Source organism: Pseudomonas sp. PK-RTE-24 (genome assembly GCF_054052265.1).
The window spans coordinates 953,644-979,123 of sequence record NZ_CM133224.1; the positions used below are offsets into that span (position 1 = coordinate 953,644).

The 25,480-nt window shown below is 61.1% G+C and carries 21 protein-coding genes and 1 riboswitch; of the genes, 7 read left to right on the forward strand and 14 right to left on the reverse strand.

The window, feature by feature from the left end; genetic code table 11:
• The first annotated feature begins 129 nt into the window (after positions 1-129).
• Positions 130-876 (forward strand): RsiV family protein, encoded by a 747-nt coding sequence (locus ACV8MC_RS04195; RefSeq protein WP_457264561.1) that lies wholly within the window; start codon positions 130-132, stop codon positions 874-876.
• Here the strand turns inward: ACV8MC_RS04195 and cytX are convergent.
• Together cytX and thiC are read right to left on the reverse strand one after the other, a co-directional pair.
• Positions 845-2,137: a putative hydroxymethylpyrimidine transporter CytX gene (gene cytX, locus ACV8MC_RS04200; protein WP_457264562.1), complete on the reverse strand. Its 1,293-nt coding sequence runs from the start codon at positions 2,135-2,137 to the stop codon at positions 845-847. The genes ACV8MC_RS04195 and cytX overlap by 32 nt on opposite strands.
• A gap of 140 nt (positions 2,138-2,277) precedes the next feature.
• On the reverse strand, positions 2,278-4,167 hold the full coding sequence (gene thiC / locus ACV8MC_RS04205) for a phosphomethylpyrimidine synthase ThiC (RefSeq protein ID WP_095180980.1): 1,890 nt from the start codon (positions 4,165-4,167) through the stop codon (positions 2,278-2,280).
• A 145-nt stretch (positions 4,168-4,312) separates the two neighbouring features.
• Positions 4,313-4,418: riboswitch (TPP riboswitch) on the reverse strand.
• Positions 4,419-4,622: 204 nt separating this feature from the next.
• Between thiC and ACV8MC_RS04210 the strand changes: the two genes are divergently transcribed.
• Positions 4,623-6,056 (forward strand): TolC family outer membrane protein, encoded by a 1,434-nt coding sequence (locus tag ACV8MC_RS04210; protein ID WP_041477642.1) that lies wholly within the window; start codon positions 4,623-4,625, stop codon positions 6,054-6,056.
• Between the two features lie 90 nt (positions 6,057-6,146).
• Here ACV8MC_RS04210 and waaA read toward each other — a convergent pair whose 3' ends face one another.
• Both waaA and ACV8MC_RS04220 read right to left on the reverse strand, forming a co-directional pair.
• A complete protein-coding gene (gene waaA / locus ACV8MC_RS04215) occupies positions 6,147-7,421 on the reverse strand; it encodes a lipid IV(A) 3-deoxy-D-manno-octulosonic acid transferase (protein ID WP_457264565.1) in 1,275 nt (424 codons plus the stop codon).
• 11 nt (positions 7,422-7,432) lie between these two features.
• Positions 7,433-8,329 carry a LysR family transcriptional regulator gene (locus ACV8MC_RS04220; protein WP_457264566.1) on the reverse strand — a complete coding sequence of 299 codons (897 nt, stop codon included), beginning with the start codon at positions 8,327-8,329 and terminating at the stop codon, positions 7,433-7,435.
• 107 nt (positions 8,330-8,436) lie between these two features.
• Between ACV8MC_RS04220 and ACV8MC_RS04225 the strand changes: the two genes are divergently transcribed.
• The 4 genes from ACV8MC_RS04225 (at position 8,437) to ACV8MC_RS04240 (ending at position 11,957) form a co-directional block, all read left to right on the forward strand.
• Positions 8,437-8,769 carry a DMT family transporter gene (locus ACV8MC_RS04225; protein ID WP_150638310.1) on the forward strand — a complete coding sequence of 111 codons (333 nt, stop codon included), beginning with the start codon at positions 8,437-8,439 and terminating at the stop codon, positions 8,767-8,769.
• Positions 8,770-8,971: 202 nt separating this feature from the next.
• Complete coding sequence (locus ACV8MC_RS04230; RefSeq protein ID WP_457264567.1) at positions 8,972-10,147, forward strand: NAD(P)/FAD-dependent oxidoreductase; 1,176 nt, start codon at positions 8,972-8,974, stop codon at positions 10,145-10,147.
• On the forward strand, positions 10,144-10,956 hold the full coding sequence (locus tag ACV8MC_RS04235) for an aldo/keto reductase (RefSeq protein WP_150638314.1): 813 nt from the start codon (positions 10,144-10,146) through the stop codon (positions 10,954-10,956). Before ACV8MC_RS04230 ends, ACV8MC_RS04235 begins: the two co-directional genes overlap by 4 nt.
• Positions 10,957-10,988: 32 nt before the next feature.
• Positions 10,989-11,957 (forward strand): hypothetical protein, encoded by a 969-nt coding sequence (locus ACV8MC_RS04240; protein WP_024011335.1) that lies wholly within the window; start codon positions 10,989-10,991, stop codon positions 11,955-11,957.
• 84 nt (positions 11,958-12,041) lie between these two features.
• Here the strand turns inward: ACV8MC_RS04240 and hldE are convergent, their stop codons facing one another.
• From hldE to ACV8MC_RS04255, 3 genes are all read right to left on the reverse strand, one after another.
• The gene (hldE, locus tag ACV8MC_RS04245) at positions 12,042-13,463 is read right to left on the reverse strand and encodes a bifunctional D-glycero-beta-D-manno-heptose-7-phosphate kinase/D-glycero-beta-D-manno-heptose 1-phosphate adenylyltransferase HldE (protein WP_041477636.1); all 1,422 of its coding nucleotides are present in this window, start codon (positions 13,461-13,463) and stop codon (positions 12,042-12,044) included.
• Positions 13,464-13,562: 99 nt separating this feature from the next.
• Positions 13,563-15,368 (reverse strand): lipid A export permease/ATP-binding protein MsbA, encoded by a 1,806-nt coding sequence (gene msbA, locus ACV8MC_RS04250; protein ID WP_016771984.1) that lies wholly within the window; start codon positions 15,366-15,368, stop codon positions 13,563-13,565.
• A gap of 15 nt (positions 15,369-15,383) precedes the next feature.
• Positions 15,384-16,556 (reverse strand): O-antigen ligase family protein, encoded by a 1,173-nt coding sequence (locus ACV8MC_RS04255; RefSeq protein ID WP_457264570.1) that lies wholly within the window; start codon positions 16,554-16,556, stop codon positions 15,384-15,386.
• 150 nt (positions 16,557-16,706) lie between these two features.
• Here ACV8MC_RS04255 and ACV8MC_RS04260 point away from each other — a divergent pair, with 150 nt between their 5' ends.
• Entirely contained in the window at positions 16,707-17,273 is a 567-nt protein-coding gene (locus tag ACV8MC_RS04260; RefSeq protein WP_224787295.1) for a lipopolysaccharide kinase InaA family protein, read from the forward strand.
• On the opposite strand, the gene ACV8MC_RS04265 is transcribed toward ACV8MC_RS04260, so the two are convergent.
• From ACV8MC_RS04265 to ACV8MC_RS04295, 7 genes are all read right to left on the reverse strand, one after another.
• Positions 17,268-18,362 carry a glycosyltransferase gene (locus ACV8MC_RS04265; RefSeq protein ID WP_150638316.1) on the reverse strand — a complete coding sequence of 365 codons (1,095 nt, stop codon included), beginning with the start codon at positions 18,360-18,362 and terminating at the stop codon, positions 17,268-17,270. The genes ACV8MC_RS04260 and ACV8MC_RS04265 overlap by 6 nt on opposite strands.
• Positions 18,363-18,416: 54 nt before the next feature.
• On the reverse strand, positions 18,417-19,178 hold the full coding sequence (locus ACV8MC_RS04270; protein ID WP_252887212.1) for a glycosyltransferase family 2 protein: 762 nt from the start codon (positions 19,176-19,178) through the stop codon (positions 18,417-18,419).
• 54 nt (positions 19,179-19,232) lie between these two features.
• Positions 19,233-20,189: a glycosyltransferase gene (locus ACV8MC_RS04275; RefSeq protein ID WP_305382068.1), complete on the reverse strand. Its 957-nt coding sequence runs from the start codon at positions 20,187-20,189 to the stop codon at positions 19,233-19,235.
• An 81-nt stretch (positions 20,190-20,270) separates the two neighbouring features.
• The gene (locus ACV8MC_RS04280; protein ID WP_457265524.1) at positions 20,271-21,671 is read right to left on the reverse strand and encodes a PIG-L deacetylase family protein; all 1,401 of its coding nucleotides are present in this window, start codon (positions 21,669-21,671) and stop codon (positions 20,271-20,273) included.
• 8 nt (positions 21,672-21,679) lie between these two features.
• Positions 21,680-22,576 carry an antimicrobial resistance protein Mig-14 gene (locus ACV8MC_RS04285; RefSeq protein ID WP_056787483.1) on the reverse strand — a complete coding sequence of 299 codons (897 nt, stop codon included), beginning with the start codon at positions 22,574-22,576 and terminating at the stop codon, positions 21,680-21,682.
• A complete protein-coding gene (locus ACV8MC_RS04290; protein ID WP_056787481.1) occupies positions 22,576-23,706 on the reverse strand; it encodes a glycosyltransferase in 1,131 nt (376 codons plus the stop codon). Before ACV8MC_RS04290 ends, ACV8MC_RS04285 begins: the two co-directional genes overlap by 1 nt.
• The gene (locus ACV8MC_RS04295) at positions 23,690-25,447 is read right to left on the reverse strand and encodes a carbamoyltransferase family protein (RefSeq protein ID WP_024011327.1); all 1,758 of its coding nucleotides are present in this window, start codon (positions 25,445-25,447) and stop codon (positions 23,690-23,692) included. The genes ACV8MC_RS04290 and ACV8MC_RS04295 overlap by 17 nt, the downstream gene beginning before the upstream one ends.
• Positions 25,448-25,480 lie beyond the last annotated feature (33 nt).

Below are 25,480 nucleotides of genomic sequence, written 5' to 3' on the forward strand. Positions count from 1 at the left end.
CCCCTTTACCGTCAGCGGGATGGACGGTGACGGTGAAACACACTCTAATCAGCTTAGTGGCGAACTGACTGCTCCGTTGAGAGTCGAAGCGGTATCTTTTTGCCTTCCCCTGCTTTCGAAAGGACGCCCATGTCGCTTTTCAAAATTGCCTCTGTGGCCGCTATTGCCCTGACTCTGGGCGCTTGTGCCAGCCTGTTCCAGCCCAACTATCGCACGCCGCTGGAAACCACCCGCGACGCCTCGGAACAACTCAAACCCGGCTGTTCCAACCCCGATTGCCCGCTGGTGAACATCGACACCCTGCGCTTCCCGGACGAACCGGCGCTGGATGGCATCATCGAAAAACGTCTGCTGCAAATGACCCGCACCGAGAAGAACGCGCCGGTAGCGCCAAACCTGGCCGCCTACCGCGAGCAGTTCCTCGCCAGCGCCGGCCCGCGCAACAGCAGCTATCTGCAAGCGAAAGTACGCGAGCAGCATGACGGACTGGTGATCATCGAGCTGTCGAGCTACCTCGACACCGGCGGCGCCCACGGCACGCCGGGTCGCGGTTTCATCAACTATTCGCGCCAGCAGCACAAGGTGCTGAACCTGTCCGACATGCTGCTGCCGGGTCAGGAAGAAGCATTCTGGAAAGCCGCACAAGTGGCGCACAACAGTTGGCTGATCAGTACCAAGCTCGATCAGGAGGCGGAATTCGTCGCGAACTGGCCGTTCGTGAAAACCCCGCACGTGGCGCTGACCTACGGCGGCGTGATCCTCAAGTACGACGTGACCACTATCGCGCCATATGCGCTGGGCCACGTCGAACTGAAGATTCCTTACCCGCGCCTGAACGGCATACTCAAGCCCGAGCTGTTTCCCGGCCGTAACTGAAGGCCCGGCCCAGCACCAGTTGTAGCAACCCTGCCAGCACCAGCGCCGGCAGGGTTGCGCCGACATCCGGATACAGATTCGCCAGCAAGTGGTAGGTGCTGACCCCGCCCAGCCACGCCAGCAACGCCGGCCAGCGCAATGCGGCTGACGCGACCTGAGCACTGCGTTTGCGCAGGATGAAGTGATCCACCAGCACCACGCCGAACAGCGGCGCGAACACCGAGCCGATCAACAGCAGGAAATTCTGGTACTGCGCCAACGGCGCCAGCAGTGCGATCAGCGTGCAGATCACGCCGATGGCCAAGGCCAGATGCTCGACTTTCAGACGCAACAGAATCCCGCTCGATACCGCCGCCGAGTGAATGTCGGCAAAAGCGTTTTCCGACTCGTCGAGCAGAATCAGCAACAGCGGAATGCCCAGACCGGCGCCTGCCAAGGCCAGCAGCAACGCATTGACTTCACCGCTCGGCGCGAACGCCAGGGTGTAGGCCACCCCAAGGCTCATCAGCCAGAAGTTACCGATGAAGAAACCGACAGCCGTGCCACCGAAAACGTTCTTTGCGCGTTTGCCGAAACGCGAGTAGTCGGCAATCAGCGGCAGCCATGACAGCGGCATGGCGATGGCAATGTCGAAGCCCACGGCAAACGGCATCGAACCGTCACCGGCGCGCGCCCACAGCGCCGCGAGGTCGGCTTTGGCGAACAGGTTCCAGGTCAGCCACAGGCACGCGGCGAGCAACAGCCAGATGCCCCACTTGCGCAGAATCTGCCGCACGAACGTCAACGGCCCGCTCACCGCGAGCAAGGTCGCCAGCGCACCGAAGAACAGCGTCCACAGAATCGGATTGGCCCACAGCGAACCTTCGCTGAAGGCGCGGCTGCCGAGCAGACTGGCGGCGTCGCGCATGACGATGATTTCGAACGAGCCCCAGCCGATCAGTTGCAGCAGATTGAGCAGCGCCGGCAGGCTCGCGCCTTTGCTGCCGAGGCTGAGCTTCAGCGCCGCCATCGATGACAGGCCGGTGTCGCTGCCGATCACGCCGACTGCAGCCAGCAACAGCACGCCCACCAGCGTGCCAAGGAAGATCGCCAGCAAAGAACCGGACAGACCCAGACCCGGCGCGAGCAATGCGCCGGTCTGCAAAACCATCAGGCCGATGCCGAGGGAGAACCACAGGGAAAACAGATCGCGCCCGCCGAACACACGCTTTGCAGCGGGGACGGCGAGATCGGGGGAATAAGTGCCGGGTTGAATGCTCAAGGGTGTTATCTCAAAGGGACATTTGTTGTGATCGTTCCCACGCTCTGCGTGGGAATGCCTCTCGGGACGCTCCGCGTCCAGTGACGCGGAGCGTCACGGGCTGCATTCCCACGCGGAGCGCGGGAACGATCAGTACGGGGTCAAACTTTCTTGTACAGCTGACTGCCTTCCTTCTTGAACCGCTCGGCCTGTTCCGCGAGTCCTTTGGCGACGTCCACGTCGACCGCATCGATGCGTTGGTTGGCCGCGTATTCACGGACTTCCTGGGTGATCTTCATCGAGCAGAATTTCGGCCCGCACATCGAGCAGAAGTGCGCGACCTTGGCCGAGTCCTTCGGCAGGGTTTCGTCGTGATAGGAGCGCGCGGTGTCCGGATCCAGGCCGAGGTTGAACTGGTCTTCCCAGCGGAATTCGAAACGCGCCTTGCTCAGTGCGTTATCACGAATCTGCGCGCCCGGGTGTCCCTTGGCCAGGTCCGCTGCGTGGGCGGCGATCTTGTAAGTGATGATCCCGGTCTTCACGTCATCCTTGTTCGGCAGGCCCAAGTGCTCCTTCGGCGTCACGTAGCAGAGCATCGCGCAACCGAACCAGCCGATCATCGCCGCGCCGATACCCGAGGTGATGTGGTCATAGCCCGGCGCAATGTCGGTAGTCAGCGGGCCGAGGGTGTAGAACGGCGCCTCGTCGCAACACTCGAGCTGCTTGTCCATGTTCTCTTTGATCAACTGCATCGGCACGTGGCCCGGGCCTTCGATCATGCATTGCACGTCGTGTTTCCAGGCGATTTTGGTCAGCTCGCCGAGGGTTTCCAGTTCGCCGAATTGCGCTTCGTCGTTGGCGTCGGCAATCGAGCCCGGACGCAGGCCATCGCCCAGCGAGAAGCTGACGTCGTAGGCCTTCATGATTTCGCAGATTTCGTCGAAGTGGGTGTAGAGGAAGTTCTCTTTGTGGTGCGCCAGGCACCACTTGGCCATGATCGAACCACCACGGGAGACGATGCCGGTGACGCGTTTGGCAGTCAGCGGTACGTAGCGCAGGAGCACGCCGGCGTGAATGGTGAAGTAGTCGACGCCCTGCTCGGCCTGTTCGATCAGGGTGTCGCGGAACAACTCCCAGGTCAGGTCTTCAGCGACGCCGTTGACCTTCTCCAGCGCCTGATAGATCGGCACGGTACCGATCGGCACCGGCGAGTTGCGGATGATCCACTCGCGGGTTTCGTGAATGTGTTTGCCGGTGGACAGGTCCATCACCGTGTCAGAGCCCCAGCGAATGCCCCAGGTCAGTTTCGCCACTTCTTCTTCGATCGAAGAACCCAGGGCGCTGTTGCCGATGTTGCCGTTGATCTTCACCAGGAAGTTACGGCCGATGATCATCGGTTCCAGTTCGACGTGGTTGATGTTGGCGGGAATGATCGCGCGGCCGCGAGCGATTTCTTCGCGGACGAATTCAGGGGTGATTTCTTGCGGAATGCTTGCGCCGAAGCTGTGGCCGGCATGTTGCTGCTTGAGCAAACCGGCCGCACGGGCCTCTTGCAGCTTCATGTTTTCGCGGATGGCGACGTATTCCATCTCGGCGGTGATGATGCCTTTGCGCGCGTAGTGCATCTGGCTGACGTTGGCCCCGGCCTTGGCGCGGCGCGGGTTGTTGACGTGAGCGAAGCGCAGTTTGGTCAGTTCGGCATCGGCCAGACGCTGCTGGCCGAAGTTCGAGCTCAGGCCCGGCAGGCGCTCGGTATCGCCACGGTCATCGATCCACGCTGAACGCACATCGCCAAGGCCTTTGCGCACATCGATGACCACGTTCGGATCGGTGTACGGGCCGGAAGTGTCGTAGACCGTGACCGGCGCATTGATCTCGCCGCCGAAATCGGTCGGGGTTACATCGAGGCTGATTTCGCGCATCGGCACGCGGATGTCCGGGCGCGAGCCCTGAACGTAGATTTTTTGCGAACGGGTGAACGGCTTGACCGATTGCTCGTCGACCTTGGCCGAGTCACTCAGGTTGATCGCGTTTTTTTCTTTTGTTGTCATCACGGGCTCTCCAGACAGCATCCAGCAGTGGATTGTCGGAGCAGAACCTGAAAGGCACGGACGCACCAGGACCGGTGCTGTGCATTCGTCATGAGCGTTCGATTGTCGAACAATATCCCGGACGAAGCACAAGAGGACTCGCCGGGTGACGAGAAATCTTGTTCCCTACGCAGGCGCTAACCTGATCAGGTTCAACGGGATCCGAAATTATTCGATCTCAGCCTCATAGCAAGGCACCCCGACAAGAACCCGGCCAGTCTAGACACAACCATCAAGGAACGCCAACACCGCAGCGAACGCCATGATGAATGGCGTAAATACCCAGGCTGGCCGATTGTTGCCGGAGCAATGCGCAACTACACTCGCTTGGCCTGCCCAGCCTTGACGCTGTGTGGGCTGCGCCTTACCTTTGGCGCCCGGATTACTTCCATAATATTCATGCTAGGGATCGCCTCATGCTGCGCAAACTTTCATTGGCTGTTGCCGTGTCCTGTGCGTCCAACACAATGGCCTGGGCAGCGGAAGCACCCTTGTCGACCAAAACCGATCTGGTCAGCGTCTATCAGGAAGCGGTCGACAATAACGCCGACCTCGCCGCGGCCCGCGCCCAGTATGGCGCGCAGAAAGAAGTGGTGCCGCAAGCCCGCGCCGGTCTGCTGCCGAACCTGTCCGGTGGCGCCGAAGTTGCTGACGTGCGCACCTCGATCGACCAGCCTTCGGCCATCGCCAACCGCAGCGCGCATTCCTACCAGGCGACACTCGCGCAGCCGCTGTTCCGCGCCGATCGCTGGTTCCAGTATCAAGCAGCCAAAGACGTCAACGAACAGGCCGCGCTGCAGCTCTCGGCCACCGAGCAGAACCTGATCCTGCAGAGCGCCGAAAGCTACTTCAACGTGCTGCGCAGCCAGGACAATCTGGCCTCGACCAAGGCTGAAGAAGCGGCGTTCAAACGTCAGCTCGATCAGTCCAACGAGCGCTTCGATGTCGGCCTTTCGGACAAGACCGACGTGCTGCAATCGCAAGCCAGTTACGATACCGCGCGAGCCAACCGCATCGTCGCCCAGCGTCAGGTCGATGACGCGTTCCAGGCGTTGATCACCCTGACCAACCGTCAGTACAACTCGATTCAGGGCATCGTCCACACGCTGCCGATTCTGCCGCCTTCGCCCAACGATGCGAAATCCTGGGTCGACACGGCGGCGCGGCAGAACCTCAATCTGCTCGCCAGCAACTACGCGGTCAGCTCCGCCGAGCAGACGCTCAGGCAGCGCAAGGCCGGCCACTTGCCGACCCTCGACGCCGTGGCGAAATACGAGAAAGGCGACAACGACGCCCTCGGCTTCGCCAACCCGAACTCGTTCGGCGCGCCCTATGGCGGCAACGTCGAGCAGAGCACGCTGGGCCTGCAACTGAACATCCCGATCTACAGCGGCGGGCTGACCAGTTCGCAAGTGCGTCAGTCCTATGCGCAACTGGATCAGAGCGAACAGCAGCGCGAATCGCTGCGCCGGCAAGTGGTGGAAAACACCCGCAATCTGCACCGCGCGGTGAACACCGACGTCGAGCAAGTGCAGGCGCGCCGCCAGTCGATCATCTCCAACCAGAGTGCGGTGGAAGCCACGGAAATCGGTTATCAGGTCGGCACGCGCAACATCGTCGACGTGCTCGACGCGCAGCGCCAGCTGTACACCTCGGTGCGCAACTACAACAACACCCGCTACGACTACATCCTCGACAACCTGCGCCTGAAGCAGGCGGCGGGGACGCTGAACCCGGGTGATCTGGAAGATCTGCGGCGCTATCTGAAAGCCGATTACAACCCGGACAAGGACTTCCTGCCGCCGGATCTGGCGTCGGCGGCGGAAGCGCAGCTCAAGGCCCGGCCTTAAGCGTTAAAACAAAAGATCGCAGCCTTCGGCAGCTCCTACAGGGAAATGCATTCCAACTGTAGGAGCTGCCGAAGGCTGCGATCTTTTTGCTTACTTGATCAATCTGCCCAAGCTATCCAGCAGCCGCTGCAACGCGCCCTGATTGCGCCGCATCACCGCCAGCCCGGCCTCGGCCATGCGCTGCGCATCACGTGGCAGTTCGAACAAGCGCTGCACCTCGACTGCGAGCCCTTCGGCATCATCCACTTCGGCCAACGCCCCGGCTTCGCGCAATTGCGCGCCGATGTCGAGGAAGTTGAACAGGTGTGGGCCGCTGAGTACCGGTTTCGCCAGCGCGGCGGGTTCGAGCAGGTTGTGCCCGCCGTTCGGCACCAGACTGCCGCCGACAAATGCGCTGTCGGCCAGGGCATAGAGAAACAGCAACTCGCCCATGGTGTCGCCAAGCAGCACGCTCGTCTGCGCATCGACATTGGCCCCGGTCGAGCGACGTACCGTGGCGAAACCTTCGCGCTGGCACAAGTCGAACACCGAATTGAAACGCTCGGGATGACGCGGCACCAGAATCAGCAACGCATCGGGATGCCTGCCCAGCAAACGACGATGGGCGTCGAGCACCACTTCGTCTTCGCCTTCGTGAGTGCTGGCGGCGATCCACACGGGACGATCCTGTGCCTGCCACTGGCTACGCAGTTCGGCTGCACGCTGCAACAGTTGCGGGTCGATGGTCAGGTCGAACTTGATCGAACCAGTGACTTCAACGGTTTCCGAACGCGCGCCAAGATCGCGGAAGCGCTGGGCCTCGGCTTCGGTCTGCACCGCCAACAGGCTCATCTCGGCAAGCATCGGCGCAGTGAGTTTGCTGAAGCGGCCATAGCCTTTGGCGGAGCGCTGCGACAACCGCCCATTGGCCAACGCCACCGGAATCCCGCGCTTGGCACATTGATGAATATGGTTAGGCCACAGCTCGGTCTCCATGATCACTGCAAGCCTGGGCTGTACGCGATCAAGAAAACGCGCCGCCGCACAAGGCAAGTCATACGGCAGATAGCAGTGTTGAATGTGCGGCTCGTTGGAAAACAGTGCCTGAATCCGCTCCGAACCGGTCGGGGTCATGCAGGTCACGGTGATCGGCAGCGTCGGATAGCGTTCCAGCAGCGCGCGGATCATCGGCGCGGCGGCAATGCTTTCGCCCACCGACACCGCGTGCACCCAGATGCCACCGGGCTGCAACGTCGGCATGCCATAAGTAAAGCGCTCGCCAATGCGTTTGGCATACGCCGGCGCCTTGCGCGCGCGCAGCCACAGCCGAATCGCCACCAATGGCAGCCCCAGGTAAAACAACGCGGTGTAGAGAGTTCTATTCATGGCGGCGGAGTTTATCGGCTTTTGTCGCCGATCGCCCGCAAGTGCACGGCAAAACGTTCCGCCAGCCAGCGCGCGGCCGGGCCGAGCGGTTCGTCGCGGCGCCAGACCAGTTCCACCACCAGCGCTGGCGGCGTCCATTCGCTGTCGAGCTCAATCATCTGGCCTTGATACGCCGAGTACTGCACAACGTGGCGCGGCAACCAAGCCCAGCCGAGATCGCGCACCAGCCATTCGGACATTACGTAAAAGCTGTCGGCGCGCCACACCTGTGGGCTGGCCGGCTCGTTGCCGGGATAGACGCTGGTCTGCGTCGACATCAGCAATTGCCGGTGCTGCGCCAGTTGCTGGCAGGTCACATAGGAGTGCTGCGCCAGCGGATGATTGACGCCACAGACCGTGACCATTTCCACTCGACCCAGTACGCGGCGCTCAAGGGCTTCGGGGATTTCATCGTGATAGAACAGCAGGCCGAGGTCGGCGCGACGTTCGACCAGTTTGCGCGCGACTTCGCCTTGGGCGGCGCTGGTCAGTTGCACTTCCAGGCTGGAAAACTGCTCGGCCAGTTCGCCGAAACTTTCCACCAGCGCCTGATACGGCATCGCCTCGTCCTGAGCCACGCGCAACTGCGCCTCCTGACCGCGCAGCATCGCCATGGCCCTGCCGTTGAGGCGCTCGCACTGGCGCAACACTTCCCGCGCCTCTTCCAGCAACGCCGCGCCCGCCTCGGTAAGACTGGGCTGACGGCCACTGCTGCGCTCGAACAGGCTCACGCCCAAATCCTCTTCGAGCATCGCGACAGCACTGCTGATCGCCGATTGCGCCTTGCGTTGTCGGCGCGCCACGGCGGAAAAGGATCGCTGTTCGGCGACGTCGACAAATACTCGCAACTGCTCAAGATTCCATTGCATACGATTTTTCAACCTATCTACTGAGCAGATAGGTAATGACTTTACCCCATCTGAGCAATCCCTAGAATGTCACTCCAGCAAGCAATGATTTATTTGAGGATCAAACCATGAACGCCTACGTCTATCTGGCCATCGCCATCTGCGCCGAAGTGATCGCCACCGTTTCGATGAAAGCGGTCAAGGGCTTCAGCACTCCTCTACCGCTGATTCTGGTGATTGTCGGCTACGGGATTGCATTCTGGATGCTGACGCTGGTAGTGCGCACCGTTCCGGTCGGCGTGGCCTACGCGGTCTGGGCCGGTATGGGCATTGTGATGGTCAGCGTGGCGGCACTGTTTATCTATGGGCAGAAGCTGGATATCCCGGCGATGCTGGGGATGGCGTTGATCGTGCTGGGCGTGGTGGTGATTCAATTGTTCTCGAAAACCGCCGGCCATTAACTGCCAGACACAATCCCCTGTGGGAGCGAGCCTGCTCGCGAATGCGGTACATCAGTCAACACATATGTCGACTGGCATTCCCTCTTCGCGAGCAGGCTCGCTCCCACATTGGCCCATATGTTCGGCATGTTGATCATCGACAAATCCGCCCCTTTCCCGAGTCTGTATACTGCGCCCTCGTCTTGAGCACTGAGGTCGCTGCATGCCATCCGTTATTTCCACCGACGTTCTGATTGTCGGCGCTGGTGTCGCCGGCCTCTGGCTGAATGCGCGCCTGCGCGGTCAGGGTTTTTCGACCGTGCTGGTGGAAAGCGCCAGCCTCGGTGGCGGGCAGAGCGTGAAGTCCCAGGGCATCATCCACGGCGGTGCCAAGTACGCGCTGCACGGCGCGCTGACCGGGGCCTCGGAAGCCATCGCCGACATGCCGCGCCGCTGGCGCGAGGCGCTGGCCGGCAATGGTGAGCTGGATCTGTCCGGCGTGCGCCTGCTGTCCGAAGCCCATTACCTGTGGTCGCCAGGCACTTTGGCCGGCAATCTGACCAGTTTCTTCGCCAGCAAAGCCGTGCGTGGCCGGGTCGATCAGGTCAAGGGCGATGAACTGCCGCCAGCCCTGCAAGACAAGCGCTTTAAGGGCAAGGTCTATCGCCTCGCCGAATTGGTAGTGGATGTCCCGAGCCTGATCCAGCGTCTCGCCGATCTGGCCGGTGACGGGCTGCTCGCCGGTCAGGTCATCGAGCCGCTGCTGGACGCCGGCGTACTGGTCGGCCTGAAAGTCGATGGGCGTGAGATCCGCGCCCAGCGCATCGTCCTCAGCGCCGGCGCTGGCACAGCCGAACTGCTTGAAGCCCTGGGCCTGAGCCGTCCGGCCATGCAGCGCCGCCCCCTGCACATGATCCTCGCCAAAGGTCCCGGCTTGAAACCGTTGTACGCGCACTGCCTGGGCGGCGGCACCAAGCCGCGCATCACCGTGACCACGCACCCGGCCGCTGACGGCCAGTGGGTCTGGTACATGGGCGGCGACATCGCCGAAAGCGAAGGCGTGGCCCGCGAGCCGGCCGAACAGATCGCCACCGCGCAAAAGGAAATCGCTCAACTGCTGCCGTGGATCGACCTCAGCACCACGCAATGGGCAACCCTGCGCGTCGATCGCGCCGAGCCGCTGCAAACCGGCCTGACCCGCCCGGACAACGCGTTCCTCGCCGAAGAAGGTCGCTTGCTCGTCGGCTGGCCGACCAAACTGGCACTGGCGCCAGACTTCGCCGACCGCGTTATCGCCTCGCTGCAACGCGACGGCATCCAGCCGCAGGCAACCGAGCCGCTGCCGCCGCTGCCGAAACCACCGCTCGGTGTACCGGCGTGGGAGCAACTGCTGCCATGACCATCGCCACTCTGCACGAACTGCATCGCCCACTGGGCAGCACCGGCCTGACGGTTTCGCCGCTGGGCCTGGGCACGGTCAAACTCGGCCGCGATCAAGGGGTGAAATACCCCAATGGCTTTCAGATTCCCGGCGATGACGAGGCGCGCATGCTGCTGCGCCAGGCGCGCGTCTTGGGAATCAACCTGATCGACACCGCACCGGCCTATGGTCGCAGCGAAGAACGCCTCGGTCCGCTGCTGCGCGGTCAGCGTCAGGATTGGGTGATTGTCAGCAAGGTCGGCGAGGAGTTTGCCGATGGCCTGTCGCGTCACGACTTCAGCGCCGCGCACACGCGGATGTCGGTCGAGCGCAGCCTGCAACGTCTGGAAACGGATTTTATCGATCTGGTCCTCGTGCACTCGGACGGTAACGACATGGCCATCCTCGAGCACGAAGAGGTCTACGTCACCCTCGCGGCGCTGAAGGCCGAGGGCAAGATTCGCGGCTTCGGGTTTTCCGGCAAAACCGTCGAAGGTGGCTTGAAAGCGCTGGAGCAAGGCGACTGTGCGATGGTCACCTACAATCTGAACGAACAAAACGAAAAGGCAGTCATTGACTATGCTGCTGCCCACGGCAAAGCCATTCTGGTGAAAAAAGCCCTGGCCAGCGGTCATGTCTGTCTGAGTCCGGGAGTCGATCCGGTGCGCGCCAGCTTCGAGTTGCTGTTCACTCATCCCGGCGTTGCCAGTGCTATTGTCGGCACGATCAATCCGCTGCACCTCGCCCATAACGTAGCGACCGTTGCCCAGGTCCTGCGTAGTCACTGACGCCGCCCCGCGGCCTTAAGCCAGGAGCCGATATGCCGCGCACGCTCATCCGCAAGAACCCGAGCAACTTCAAGACACTGCCGCTGTTCGTCGAAGCCACGCCCGAGGGCCTGAGCTATCAGAGCGTCGGCATGCCGCTGAACTTCGCCCAGACCCTGCAACGGCGCAAACCGGTCAGCGTCGCCGACAGCGAGCGCTTCGCGCTGGAACTGGCCAACCTCGGCGTGTCCGTGCGCCTGACCCTGCACTGGCAGAATCGCGATTACTGGGTGCTGGTGCGCCAGCGTCGGCAGGATCGCGGCGACGTGGTGCTGAAACTGATTTCCGGCTATGTGCCTGCTCATGAGCTGAACATTCCGCTGCACACGGCGATTCAGGAGATTGCTGAAGAGTGTCTGCTGGAAACCCCGGAAGGCTGGCTCGGCGGGCGTTTCAACGACACTTGGTTGCCGGCGCCCTACTCCGCTGCGCTGCATTACCGTGAGGCGTTGCCGTTTCGCCTGACGCCGTTGTCCGGTTCGGCGCGTCCGGTGCGCTGCGCCAACCTGCAATTGCTGGAGCGACCAAGGGCGTACGTGCATCTGCCGACGGCGTCCCTGCAATTGATCTATGACTTGCGCCTGGACGTGCCCAAGGAGGCGAAGTCCTTGAGCCTGTTTCATGTCGACGAGCGTCTGGAAGGCGATCAACTGGTGGCGCGGCTCGATCGCAAACGGCCAGACCTGTACTTGATGCCATTGCACGACGGCCAGCCGCTGCCTGAGTTGTACACCCTGAAAAAGGATCAACTGTATCCGGCGAGTACCCGCGGTCTGTATCTGGCCGAAAGCTTCGCGCGACAGGATGGCTGGCTGGTGCGTGATGAGCGGATTCGCTGGAAAGACTGGTTGCGCCAACAGGGCCTGACGCCAGCGGAGAAAGCCACTGGACTGGCACGCCTGCGCGGCAAGGCCAGGCAGCTGCTGAAGAAAATCGTACCGCGCAAGAAAGTGAATTCCTGAAAGCAAAAAATCGCAGCCTTCGACGACTCCTGCATTGGAATGTATTCCCCTGTAGGAGCTGCCGCAGGCTGCGATCTTTTGATCTTATTGGCCGCGGATCTTTTCCACGATCGCTGTCGTCGAGCTGTTTTCCACCAGCCCCAGGACTTTCACGGTGCCGCCGTAGGCGGTGACGATATCCGCGCCGACCACCTGATCGATTCCGTAATCGCCGCCCTTGACCAGCACGTCCGGCTTGACCTCGCGCAGCAGGTTTTCCGGTGTGCCTTCAGAGAAACTGATCACCCAGTCCACCGCGCCGAGACCGGCGAGTACCGCCATGCGGCGATCCACGCTGTTGATCGGCCGGCCCGGGCCTTTCAGGCGGCTGACCGAGGCGTCATCGTTGACTGCCACGATCAGGCGGTCGCCCTGAGCACGGGCCTGTTCCAGATAGGTGACATGGCCGGCATGCAGGATATCGAAGCAGCCATTGGTGAAAACAATCCGCTCGTTGTGCGCACGGGCATCGTCAACCGCCAGCAGCAGCTGCTCAAGTCCCAGCACGCCTCGCTCCGAACCTTCTTCGCGCTGAATGGCGCGGCGCAGTTCCGGGGCGCTGATCGCGGCGGTACCCAACTTGCCGACGACGATGCCTGCTGCCAGATTGGCCAGCGCCACGGCGTGCGGCAGTTCTTCGCCTGCGGCAATGGCCGCGGCCAGGGTCGAAATCACCGTATCGCCGGCACCGGTCACGTCGAACACTTCGCGGGCGCGGGCCGGCAGATGCAACGCCGGATGATCCGGACGCAGCAAGGTCATGCCGTGTTCACCACGGGTCACCAGCAGCGCGCCAAGGTCGAGCTCCTGCATCAGGACGGCGCCCTTGCTCACCAGTTCGTGCTCATCGGCGCAACCACCGACGATGGTTTCGAACTCGCTGAGATTCGGTGTGATCAGGCTGGCACCGCGGTAGATCGAAAAGTCCTTGCCCTTCGGATCAGCCAATACCGGTATACCTTTGGCACGGGCGGCCTGGATCAGGGCCTGGTGATTTTTCAGCGCGCCTTTACCGTAATCCGACAACACCAGCACCTTGATGCCTTCAAGCAACCCGTCAACCTGCGCGGCCAGTGCCAGAGCATCGGTGGCGAACACTTCTTCGAAATCGATACGCAGCAACTGCTGGTGCCGGCTCATAACCCTCAGCTTGACGATAGTCGGCTGGTGCGCGATGCGCTGAAACAAGGCGCGCACGCCCGCGCCCTTGAGACTGTTGCTCAGGCTGTCGGCGGCTTCGTCATCGCCGGTCACTCCCACCAGCGATGCCGGCGCACCCAGCGCGGCAATGTTGAGCGCAACGTTGGCGGCACCGCCCGGGCGATCCTCGATCTGCTCGACCTTGACCACCGGCACCGGCGCTTCAGGAGAAATCCGTGAGGTTCCGCCATGCCAGTAACGGTCGAGCATGACATCGCCGACCACCAAGACAGGGGCTTGATCGAATCGCGGCATCGACAATTTCATGGAGCAACCCACATACAAAATGAACAGGGGCGCGATATTAACAGGATCGCGCGCGCCGGGAATACACGAGGGTGAGGCTGGCCCACCCTCATCTGCAGATCAGGCAATGTCTTCAGCCGGGGCATCCAGCCCCATCGCATGCAGACGCGCGTAGTAGCCATTATGAGCAAGCAGTTGGGCATGAGTGCCGCGTTCGACGATCTCGCCCTGATCCATGACGAGGATCAGATCGGCCTTCTCGATGGTCGACAAACGGTGGGCAATCACCAGCGTGGTGCGGCCTTTCATGACATGGTCGAGTGCCGCCTGAATGTGCCGCTCGGACTCGGTATCAAGGGCCGACGTCGCTTCGTCGAGGATCAGCAGCGGGGCGTTTTTCAGCAAGGCCCGGGCAATCGCCAGGCGCTGACGCTGTCCGCCAGACAACAGCACACCGTTCTCGCCGACCTGGGTATCCAGGCCTTGAGGCATCTGCGCGATGAAGTCCATGGCAAATGCATCCCTGGCGGCTTTCTCGATATCTTCGCGAGGCGCGCCTGCCAGATCGCCGTAAGCGATGTTGTTGGCGATGGTGTCGTTGAACAGCGTCACGTGCTGGGTCACTTGCGCTACATGGCGGCGCAGATTGCGCAGACGATAGTCCTCGATTTCGACATCATCGAGCAGGATTTCGCCGGTCTCGTGGTGATAGAAGCGCGGAATGAGACTGGCCAGCGTCGATTTGCCGCTGCCGGAACGCCCGACCAGGGCGATCATCTGACCTGGCGACGCGGTGAAGCTGATGTTTTTCAGCACTTCCCGTTCAGTGCCCGGGTAAGTGAAGCTGAGGTTGTTCACCGCCAGATGGCCACTGACCCGATCACGCTCGATCGTACCGGTGTCGATTTCCGGCTCGACATCGAGCTGCTCGAAAATGCTTTCGGCGCCGGCCACACCTTTCTGAATGGTCGAGCTGACTTCAGACAATTGCCGGATCGGTTTGGGCAGCAAACCGGCAGCCGTGATGTACGCGACCAGATCACCGGCCGTTGCATCACCGCGCAGGAACAACACCAGGAACATCAACACCGCCATGGCGGTGTAGATCACCAGCTGCAGCATCGGCGTATACACCGCGCCAGTCTTGGTCATACGCAACTGTTTGTCGGTGTTGCTCTGGCTGGCCGCCGCAAAACGCTGCTGCTCATAAGCCTCGCCACCGAAACTGCGCACAACGCGATAGCCTTGAATGGTTTCGGAAGCCACGTGGGTGACGTCGCCCATGGCCACTTGAATCTTCTTGCTCTGCTTGCGGAATTTCTTGCTGGTGTTGCCGACCATGAACGCGATCACGGGCAGAATGGCCAGCATCACCAGAGTCAGTTTCCAGTTCATCCACAGCAGATAGGCGAACAGGAAAACCACGGTCAGGCCTTCGCGGATCACCACTTTGATGGCATCCGTGGCGGCGCCAGTGACCATGGTCACGTTGAAAGTGATACGCGAGATCAGATGACCCGAGTTATGGGTATCGAAATAGCGATTGGGCAGCACCAACAGCTTGTTGAACAGTTCGATACGCAGGTCATGCACCAGCCCCAACGAAACTCTCGCCAGGTAATAGTTGCCGAGAAACGAGCCGAGGCCTTGCCACGCTGCGATCAGGATGATCAGCAACGGCACAGCCATCAGCAATTGCACGTCTCGCAGATAGGGAACGTTGGGGAAGAGCACCGCTTCCGGGTTGCTCAGGCCATCGACAAAATACTTGAGAATCCCGGCCAGCATTGGTTGCGTGGAAGCAAAGATCACGAAGCCCACGATACTCAGCAGGAAAAGACCGATATAGGGTTTTACGTACCCCAACAGCCGAAAGTAGATTTTCAGGCTGGATTCCTGTTCCGCTTTGGGCGGTGCGTCAGTCATCGTAGAGCTCACTGGTTAAGAAGAACGCGAAATTTTATCACAAGCGCTGCCATTGGCCCGCGCCCATACCAAAACGCTGGCAAGCCCCAACGGCAGCCAGCTGATGAACCACTCGGCGCGCGGGGTGCCGGTGAGGCTGGCAGCGTCGAATTGCATCGCCAGTGTCGAGAACAGCCAGATACCGATGATCCCCCGGGCATACAGCGTTTCCCGAACTTTCCACGCCTGGAAAATAACGGCGAACCAGACGGCAGACCACAACAGCAGTCCCGGCAGACCCAGCACGATCGCGACATGGGTGAACAGATTGTGGGCGTGATCGAAGGTCATGCCCGACCAGAAAACCCGGTAGTCCCCACCCAGGCCCAACCCACCCCAGGGATGTTGGGCAATCATATCCAGAGAGGCCATCAGAATCTGCGGACGAAAGGAAACTCCGCGCGCCAGCACCAACGGTTCGAACAGCCACAGCGCCACAATCGCCACCACCAGGGCCACGGCTGCGACGATTCGGCTGTGGCGGTCACGGCACCAGATCGGCATGGCCAGGATGGTCAGAAACAACGCCAGCGCCGCGCCTCGACTCTGACTCATCAGTACAAAGATACCCAGCACCGCCAACGCCAGTGTCCAGACCCCTTGCCACATCACGCCACGCGGCGCCCACAGGGCCAGCCACACCGCCGCCAGGCCGATGACATAGCCGCCGAGGATCGGATGCGCCAGCTCACCCAGCCCTTCCACCCGCGCAGACCAGGCGTTGCCGTCAATGACGTAGAACCTGACAATCGCCACCAGCGCCGTCACCGCCAATCCCAGCCCGCCCCACTGCATCAGGCGAATCAATCGCTCGGGGCGTCCGCTGGCGAACACCGGAAAAAACAGCAGGAACACCACGATATACAACAGACGCTTGGCCTCGCGCCCCGTTTCCGGTGCGTTTGTCCATGCCAGACTGATCAGCGACCAGACCAGCAATCCGAGCAATGGCAGGTAGATCCAGCGTTGTTCATGGAGCACTTCTCTGACGCGGTGCCGCGCAGCCCAGCCCAGCACTAGCGCCGGCAACCAGACGAGAGCCACCAGCCCCTGCTGGTAGACCTTGTTGGTGGGCGCTACGGCAATAGCCAGTAAAAACCACAAGAGCCCCATCGCCATCCATAGTTGCGCCCAGCGTGTTTCCTGCATCAATCTGCTCCTGACAAGGGTTCGCCCATGCGACGCGGCATGGTTAAAATCGAAACTTTTCGGCATCATTGCCCGCTACTACACCCCGCACTTTCGACAAGGCTTCCTACGATGCGATGCTCCCGGCTCTCACAAGCCGCTCTAGACCAAATGATCGACGCCGCCAAAGTTCTGGAAGCGGACAGCTATGGGCCGAAAGTCTACCTGCTGCAGGATGGGAAAATTCTCAAACTGTTTCGTCGCAAAAGGTTTTTTTCATCCGCCTTGTTTCGCCCCTACTCGAAGCGATTCATCGACAACGCCGTCGAGCTGCACAAACTCGGCGTGCCGACCTTGCAGATCCTCCAGTTCTTTCGCCTTGAGAAACCAGGCATGACCGCCGTGCTGTATGAGCCTCTGCCCGGGCAAACGCTGCGCCAGATCGCCGCAAAACAAGGTTTCAACTGGACTCAGGCATTGCCGGATCTGGCCGAGCTGATACGCAGCCTGCACCGCTCGGGCATCTATTTCCGCTCCCTGCATCTTGGCAACATCGTCGTCACACCAGACAACCGCATGGGCCTGATCGATGTCGCCGACATGCGCTTCACCCGCGGACCGTTGCCAAAGCGCTTGATCAAACGCAACCTGCAACATTTCGCCCGCTATATTGCGCGCGAAAAGCTGAACGACAGCTTTCCGATGCAGGCACTGGAGCGCGCGGTCTTGTCGTCATGAAAACAATGCGCGGGCAGCCTGGCTGAAGCTCGACCAGGCCTCGTCCGGAGCGAGCATCCTGTACTGCTCGGCATTGATCGCTTGAGATGAGGCACTGAAGGCGCGGTCGATGGCCTCGGCCCAGGCTTTCGTGTCATTGACCGGCGCATACCAGCCGGCGCTGCCCAGCTGTTCGCTGAACACCTCCAGATCGCTGCACAGCACCGGTACGCCGGCCATCACCGCCTCCTGCATCACCAGACCCAAGCCCTCTTCCAGCGAAGGGATGGCAACCCAGTCGAACGCACGATAAAGCTGCGCTGCTTCGTTCAGATGCCCGGTCAGCAAGACCTTCTCCTGCAAGCCAAGCGCGTCGATGCGCTGCTCCAGCGCCGCGCGTTTGGAGCCTTCGCCGATAATGACCAGGCGCAAGTCCGGGCGGCTGTCGAGTGCTGCGGCAAAGGCATCCAGCAAATAACCGAACCCCTTCTCGGAGACCAGCCGCCCTACCGCGCCCAATACCGGCGTATCGCCTTGCGGCAACCCCAACCGTGTCCGGGCTTGCTCGCGGGTGAACAGGTCAGCACGAAACGCTTCCGGATCGAACGCACTTCGCAACGGGGTGACAGGCATCTGCAGATCGCGGGCCAGTGAATCGGCGAGAGTGCTGGAAACGGCAACCAGTTTCAGCCGGGACGCAGGGATTGCCTGGAATAGAGCCTGGTCGCCGGCATTCAGTCGCGCCGAACCGTGGAAAATCACTACCGCGCGGATATGCGGCAGCTTCTTGAGGACCGGCAATAACGTGCGGGCAACGCCCATGCCGTCCAGCAGCAGCAATCGAGCGTCACTGTCCACGAGCGCCTGGCGAAACCTCGCCCGCATCACGGGTTTGGCCAAACGCCAGAAATGCCGGCCCTTCAGGCGGGCTGACGATAACTGCCACTCCCGGACCTCACCGACATCCACGCCGCACTCGGCTCCCTGCCCCTGGAGCAGCCAGGTTTTGACCACCGCCGACGGCGCAGCCTGAGAGAGTATCTGCTGATGCACTTTATGGATTGATGCGAACGGAGCGCCACCGGCCCACATGATATTGAGAATATTCATAGGGCAGAAAGCCGTTGCACGGATTTGCGGGGACAAGCTGCGCGGTACTCGAACTCAGTTGATGAACCAGCCAATGCAGACTCCCAGCAACAGAAACAAGGCAAATTTGATCTGTTCGCGGCGATTGCGGCGCGCTTTGCGTTCACGCTCGACATCCGTTTGCACGTGCAGACCGAAACCGGTGTGCATGACCGCGTCTGCCTCGAGTATCAAGGCGTCCCTGTTCAGTTGTGAGTAGCGCTGTGACAAGGCCTTCTCGCCACCATGGCCGGCGAAAGGCGCACACAACCGATAATCCTCGAGTCGGCGCAACCCCGGGTTCAGCGAGAACCCTTGCCACTCCGGCTTGTCGGAAATCAGCGGATAACAGGCGACGCCATCGACAATCTCGCGCGCGCCCAAGTGGATGTATGGGCTGTGAACACGCAGATCGTGATTATAGCTGCGCAACCAGATCTGCAGAATTTCCGGCCGCGCTTGCAGAATGGTCATCGAGTCTTCGACGAACCCCGGACGATAGAACTCCCAGTCATCTTCGCAATGAAAAATGTAGGGGGTGCTGACGTGTCCGTAGGCCAGGTCGATCGAAGCCAACTGGCCCAGCTTCGGACGATTGACGAAAACCGTGCAATGCTCTTTCCAGTGGGCAGGCAGAATCCCGGCAACGCCTTCGTCGCCGGCATCTTCGGTGATGAACACTTCACGAATGGGTGCCGTGTTGTACCGGTCGAAGCTATCGAGAGTGGCCTTGAGCAGATCGAGTCGACCGCAGCTGGTAACCACCAATGTAATCTGGCTTTCTTTGGAAAATTGCACCGATATCTCGTTAATCAGAAGTCGCCAGCAATATCACTGGCTATATGACACTTGTCAAATGCCCACTTTCAGGCGGATTTTTTCCAGCAGGCTCAGCGGCGCCCGATCACGCAACGGCGGCTCAAGTTCTTCAACGATGCGCTGACCGATCCGCGCGAAGCTGAACTGCTCCACCGCCAGTTCGCGACCGTTGTCAGCGATGCGTTGCGCCAGTTGCGGATCCTCGCGCAGCGTGGCCAGCTTTTCCTGCAACTGCGCGATCGTCTGATAGAACACCACGTTGTGCATGTCCTGCAAACCCAGCGCCGCAGCTTCGGCGGCGCCTTGATCATATGCCAGCAGGACGCAGCCGCAAGCCATGGCTTCGAAGTTCTTGATCATGAACTCGCCCATGCCTACGTCCGCGCTGACAAAAAAACGGATACGGTTGAGCGTGTCAACGTACTCGCCGCCGGACTTGGTCCGCGTCACCAGCAGCGGCTCGACCTGGCCCAGTTCATCCAGCAGCGCCTTGCGGCCACTGTAGGCCACACTGTTGGTGCTGCCGACGAAGGCGAGTTCGATATCCCGCTCGCGCCCCTGGTCCTGCAATTGCGTCTGATCGTAGCCCTTGGGCACGAACACGGCGTCGAAGCCCTCCGAGCGCAGGCGCTCGGCCACCACGAAACCGGAACTGATCACCCGTGCCCACGGCAAACGCCGATAGTGCGCACTGAACTTGCCGGTGTACTTGCAGGGGATGTAATTCTGATAGGCATCGTGCTCCAGAATCACCAGATTGGGGATAGTGCGGATAAACCCGACCTGCCGGATCTCCTGCTTGAAGCGCAGGAAAAACACGATGCGGTCATAGCGGGTAACATCGACTTCGCGGCGGAAATATCGCCGCAGATTGCGCTGCTCGTCACCGCTCAACCAGCGCAGATCGCACTCACAATGGGCGGCGACACCCTCATACAAACGATCGAGAATGGCCCGTTGATCTTTCTGCACCAGAAATAGAACTTTCATTGTCTTCCTTGCCGCAACAGCAACCCGAGCAAACCTGAACATGCCCGCCCGCAAGAAAGTCTTGCGCGGGCGCCTGTGTCGTTACAAACGCCAGAACAGTTCGTGTCGCCGAACCGCCTTGCGGAAAAATTCGTTTTCGCCATAAGGCGAACCGGCGCGCCCAGCCAGCAATCGCTGCAAGCTTCGACGCAAGCGACGCTTGAACGGCGCGGGCGGCTGCAGGTCATGCATCATGCCCAGGGCCATGGCCTTGTCACGCTGCTGCTCCACGGACAACGTCATGCATACAGGCTGCACCGGCACGCCAGCATCAAAGGCTGGCGGCAGCGCCACGCCATCGCCACTATTGCCCATCGGCCACCGGTCGTTATCGTGCAGATGGTTGGCATAACCGAGCAGCGTCGGCTGCCAGTCCAGCCCCCCCAACACTTCAAGCACAGCCTGCTGCGCACAGATGTGGTCGGGGTGCGGGTCCAGCGTCGGATGCGGCAGCACGATAACGTCCGGACGCGCGCGCAGCATTGTTTCGCGCAGATCGGCCAGCAGATTGTTCCAGGTCGGCGCGCCATCGGCGTCACTTGGCAGAACAAACCGATTGAATTGACGGAACAGACGGGTATCGCTCAAATCCGCTTCGCGCGAACCCACCGGTTGCTCCGGCTTGTCCCGCATCGCGGCCAGTTGCAGGCAGAAATAGCCCAACTGCACGCAGCGTTCCTGGGGGACACCGGCCCATTGCGGTACGGTGAGGCTGTCCCAGGCGCGCAAGCGTCCCTTCAGCCGCGCGGCGTCGACCTTGCTCATGCCCATCTGCTGATAATGTTCGGCCTCGATTTCGCCAGCGGTCAGGGTGACGATCCAGGCTTCATCGGCCTGACTGTACAACCCGAACGCCGCCAGCTCCGCATCGTCGGCGTGAGGGGCAATGACCATGACCCGCTGGCGACGATAATCAGCGTGTTCCAGCGCCCACAGTACCGGCTCGCCCGACACTCGACAGAAACGGCCGCGCAGACGCAATACTCCTTCGGACAACGCTTGCGCCTGACCGCTGAGGTTCAGGTAGCGCAGGCCGCCGACACCGCGTTCAAAGGTTTGCACGTCAGGATTGGCGCCGCCCGACAACTCGACCCGAGGATCGAAGAAACGTCCCAGCCAAGTGCCTTTGACCCGCACCGCCAGGATCAGCGTGGCATCGTCGGCCAGCATCACACCTTCATCCAGACGCAACTGCTCGCCGTTCAGATGCACCTTAGGCTGCGGCGTATACGCCGGGAAGCTGTATTGGTAATCGTCGCCGGGCGCGTAGAAAAGATGATCGGCAAACCACGCCTCATGGGCGATCCAGCCGCCAATCAGCAACACCGGGGCCAGCCACCAGGCAACCAGTACGCTCAGCGCGATGATGGCGGCCAGCGCGACCAACACAGCCACGCGCTTGTTGCGTCGATGGCGTCTGAGCAATTGCTGTTTGCGGCTCATGGTCTGACTCATACGGTGAACACCGGCACAGGGTTGCACCAGCGGTCCTTGTATTCACGGTCAGCGCGACCGAACGAAAAACGCAACGGCTTGCCGAGTGCCCGTGCGTGTTCCCAGGCGCTTTGCGTATTGAGAAAGCTCAGCACGCTGCCGGGGCTGAACTCGCGGGTTTCGGGATCCACGCCGCCATTCACGTATTCGACACTGATCCATTCTGCCGCCTCAACGCGGTAGACCAATTGAATCGCAATCGGCGCATCGTTGAGGAAAATGACCGAGCCGATCAACAGCTCGCGCAGCAACTCGATGACCTCGGCCATGCGCGCCGCGCCGGTCGCCGGAAAGCCCCAGCGGCGCTGAAACAGATCGCAGTACATCGCGGCCAGCTCAACGCTGGAAAACTCGCTGACCGCTCGCACCACACCGCCCGCTTCTTCCAGCAGACGCAATTCGCGACGCTGGTTGTAGCGGAACTTTTTCGACAATTCTTCCGGCGTGCGGGCCATGGCCAGTTGTTCAGCCTGCAACTTCAGGCCACTGAAACGGCCTTCGTTGAGTGCCGACAGATAGCGCGCCCGATGCCGCAGCGGTGCCTGAGCATCGACGGCGGCCGGCAGAATCAGCTCGGCATTGCCGAGGTCGAACAGGCCTTTCTTGCCGTTGCGTTTGAGCACGTCCTTGGACAACGCCAGGTCGCGTCCCCAGGTAGCGATGGCGGCTTCAACCTCGCCCTGCTGCTGCCAGGCCAGATAACGCACCGGGATCCCGGCCAAGTCGGCCAGGCGCTCGATGACCAGCGGATGTGTCGCGACACTGCCGCCATAACGTTGCCAGGCAGTGGCGTAGGTCGAGGCGTCAACGGGCGACCAGCCACGTTCGCGCCAGCCTTGAAATCGGTTGAGCATCAGCCCCTCGTTGCCAGATCGGTAACTGGCGGCAGGCGCCAGAAGGTCTCGCGCACCGCACGGTCGGAGAAACGCTCATGCAGTCGCTCGAGCATCATCTGCGCACATTGACGACGCTGCGGCTCATCCATCGCGGCCAGATGTTGCAGCCCCTGAGCCAGATGTTCGGCATCGCCCAATGGAAACAGGATGCCCACACCCTCCACCACTTCCTTCGCCCCGCCGCACGCGGTGGCCAGCAACGGTAAGCCGGCGGCCATGGCCTCCAGCAAGACCATGCCGAACGGTTCATGATCGGAGCTCAAGGCGAACACATCGAAGGCGCGGAAATAATTGCGCGCATCAGGCACCTGACCGAGAAACAGCACTCGGTCGGCAATGCCCAGCTCACGGGCCAGCCCCTTGAGATCCTGCTCCAGGCGACCACTGCCGAGAATGACCAACTGACTGTGGTCCGGCAGGCCTGGCAGCGCCTGGGCAAACCCGCGCAGCAACGTGGCCTGATCCTTGTCCGGGTGCAGGCGGCCGACGTTACCGACAATCCAGGCATCCGGCGACAGCCCGAGGATCTGCCGCGCTTCTTCGGAAGGTACCTGACGGGCTTGCAGTGCAGGCACATCGATGCGGTTGTACAACGTCTGGATTCGGCTTGCCGGCCATTTCGGCAGGCAGCGCCGCATGTCGTCACGCACTGCATCCGACACGCCGAGAAGGCTCAGGCGCTGGCGGAAAATATGCGCGAACAACTTGCGCGTCCCACGCTGGTAATCGCCGAACGCGTGGTGCACACCAATGACCGGCAGCGATGTGCCGAGCAAGGCGATATAGATCGGCTTGAAGCGATGGGCGATGCAAAGACTGAAATTGCGTGAGGCGACGATCTTGCGCAGATCGCCGATAGCCCCCAGTTTCAGGCCACGAATGGCCTTGGAGCTGTACTCCATGAACAACACTTCATCGGAAGCACACGCTGCGGCCACCTCGCTATCGGCGGCCCCGGTCAGAAACACCGTGGTCACCCGATAGCCGGTGCCGGCAAACAGGCTGGCGTACTGCCGCGCGCAGTCCAGGAACGGCCCGTCATAGCCGTGACAGAACTGCAGCACATGGCGTTCAGCCGAGCGAGTCATAAGCGTTGGCGCCCTCTTTGACCACCAGAATGTCTTCCATGATCAGGTACTGCAGATCCGAGCCGAAAAACATGTTCAGCGCGTCGGTCGGCGAGCAGATCATCGGTTCGCCACGACGGTTGAGCGAAGTGTTCAGCGACACGCCGTTACCGGTGAGGTTTTCCAGCGCCTTCATCATGTCGTAGTAGCGCGGGTTGTATTCGCGCTTGAGCACCTGGGCACGGGAAGTACCGTCCTCATGGACGACTTCCGGCACGCGGGTTTTCCATTCTTCGGCGACTTCGAAGGTGAAGGTCATGAACGGCGCCGGGTGATCGATCTTGATCATCTGTGGAGCGACGGTGTCGAGCATCGACGGGCAGAAAGGCCTCCAGCGCTCGCGGAACTTGATCTGGTGGTTGATGCGGTCGGCGACACCGGCCACGCTCGGGCAGCCGATGATCGAACGACCACCCAACGCACGCGGACCGAACTCCATACGGCCCTGGAACCAGGCGACCGGGTTGCCATCGACCATGATCTGGGCGATCTGCTCCGGCATGTTGTCGAGCTTGCGCCAGGTCGGCTTGTTCTCGTGCCGGGCACACGCAGCAATCACGTCCTCGTTGCTGTACGACGGGCCGAGATAGACGTGTTCCATCTTCTCGACCGGTACGCCACGGGCGTGCGACACGTAAGCGGCAGCGCCGACTGCGGTGCCGGCATCGCCGGACGCAGGCTGTACGAACAGCTCTTTGATGTCGTCGCGAGCGATGATTTTCTGGTTCAGCTTGACGTTCAACGCACAGCCACCAGCGAAAGCCAGTTTGCCGGTTTCCTTGAGCACGTCGCCCAGATAGTGGTCGATCATCTGAAGCGCCAGCTTCTCGAACAGTGCTTGCATGCTCGCGGCGTAGTGGATGTACGGCTCGTCGGCGATGTCGCCTTCGCGCTTCGGACCCAGCCACTCGATCAGCTTCGGCGAGAAGTAGAAACCCTTGCCCTTCTCTTTATAGCGACGCAGGCCGATCACGTTGGCGTAGTCGGTGTTGATCACCAGCTCGCCATTTTCGAACGAGGCCAGACGTGAGAAATCGTACTTGCTGGCATCGCCGTATGGCGCCATGCCCATGACCTTGAACTCGCCGTCGAGCATCTCGAAACCGAGGAATTCGGTGATCGCACCGTACAGACCACCGAGGGAATCCGGGTCGAAGAATTCCTTGATCTTGTGGATCTTGCCGTTTTCGCCGTAACCGAAGAAGGTCGTGGCGTATTCGCCTTTACCGTCGATGCCGAGGATTGCGGTTTTTTCCTTGAAACCGGAGCAGTGATAAGCACTGGAGGCATGTGCCAGGTGATGCTCGACCGGCTCGATCTTGATTTTCTTCGGATCGAAGCCCAGTTGCTCGAGGCACCAGACGATCTTGTTGCGATAGCGCTTGTAGCGACGGTTGCCCATCAGGATCGCATCGAGAGCACGATCCGGGGCGTACCAGTAGCGCTTGGCGTAGTGCCAGCGGGCCTTGCCGAACAGGCTGATCGGGGCGAAAGGAATCGCCACCACGTCAACGTCGGACGGTTTGATGCCGGCTTGCTCGAGGCAGAATTTCGCCGATTCGTAGGGCATGCGGTTCTTTGCATGTTTATCGCGTACGAAGCGCTCTTCCTCAGCCGCCGCGACCAGCTTGCCGTCGATGTACAAGGCTGCGGAAGGATCATGGCTAAGGGCGCCGGACAGGCCAAGAATCGTCAATGCCACAGGGGTCTAGCCTCTTTAGTCTGCATGCAGGCG

What these genes read in the sequence shown, in the direction of transcription:
- ACV8MC_RS04195 (WP_457264561.1), top strand. Translation starts at nt 130, where the DNA reads ATGTCGCTTTTCAAAATTGCCTCTGTGGCCGCTATTGCCCTGACTCTG.
- thiC (WP_095180980.1), bottom strand. Translation starts at nt 4,167, where the DNA reads ATGACAACAAAAGAAAAAAACGCGATCAACCTGAGTGACTCGGCCAAG.
- ACV8MC_RS04210 (WP_041477642.1), top strand. Translation starts at nt 4,623, where the DNA reads ATGCTGCGCAAACTTTCATTGGCTGTTGCCGTGTCCTGTGCGTCCAAC.
- waaA (WP_457264565.1), bottom strand. Translation starts at nt 7,421, where the DNA reads ATGAATAGAACTCTCTACACCGCGTTGTTTTACCTGGGGCTGCCATTG.
- ACV8MC_RS04220 (WP_457264566.1), bottom strand. Translation starts at nt 8,329, where the DNA reads ATGCAATGGAATCTTGAGCAGTTGCGAGTATTTGTCGACGTCGCCGAA.
- ACV8MC_RS04225 (WP_150638310.1), top strand. Translation starts at nt 8,437, where the DNA reads ATGAACGCCTACGTCTATCTGGCCATCGCCATCTGCGCCGAAGTGATC.
- ACV8MC_RS04230 (WP_457264567.1), top strand. Translation starts at nt 8,972, where the DNA reads ATGCCATCCGTTATTTCCACCGACGTTCTGATTGTCGGCGCTGGTGTC.
- ACV8MC_RS04235 (WP_150638314.1), top strand. Translation starts at nt 10,144, where the DNA reads ATGACCATCGCCACTCTGCACGAACTGCATCGCCCACTGGGCAGCACC.
- ACV8MC_RS04240 (WP_024011335.1), top strand. Translation starts at nt 10,989, where the DNA reads ATGCCGCGCACGCTCATCCGCAAGAACCCGAGCAACTTCAAGACACTG.
- hldE (WP_041477636.1), bottom strand. Translation starts at nt 13,463, where the DNA reads ATGAAATTGTCGATGCCGCGATTCGATCAAGCCCCTGTCTTGGTGGTC.
- msbA (WP_016771984.1), bottom strand. Translation starts at nt 15,368, where the DNA reads ATGACTGACGCACCGCCCAAAGCGGAACAGGAATCCAGCCTGAAAATC.
- ACV8MC_RS04255 (WP_457264570.1), bottom strand. Translation starts at nt 16,556, where the DNA reads ATGCAGGAAACACGCTGGGCGCAACTATGGATGGCGATGGGGCTCTTG.
- ACV8MC_RS04260 (WP_224787295.1), top strand. Translation starts at nt 16,707, where the DNA reads ATGATCGACGCCGCCAAAGTTCTGGAAGCGGACAGCTATGGGCCGAAA.
- ACV8MC_RS04265 (WP_150638316.1), bottom strand. Translation starts at nt 18,362, where the DNA reads ATGAATATTCTCAATATCATGTGGGCCGGTGGCGCTCCGTTCGCATCA.
- ACV8MC_RS04275 (WP_305382068.1), bottom strand. Translation starts at nt 20,189, where the DNA reads ATGAAAGTTCTATTTCTGGTGCAGAAAGATCAACGGGCCATTCTCGAT.
- ACV8MC_RS04280 (WP_457265524.1), bottom strand. Translation starts at nt 21,671, where the DNA reads ATGAGCCGCAAACAGCAATTGCTCAGACGCCATCGACGCAACAAGCGC.
- ACV8MC_RS04285 (WP_056787483.1), bottom strand. Translation starts at nt 22,576, where the DNA reads ATGCTCAACCGATTTCAAGGCTGGCGCGAACGTGGCTGGTCGCCCGTT.
- ACV8MC_RS04290 (WP_056787481.1), bottom strand. Translation starts at nt 23,706, where the DNA reads ATGACTCGCTCGGCTGAACGCCATGTGCTGCAGTTCTGTCACGGCTAT.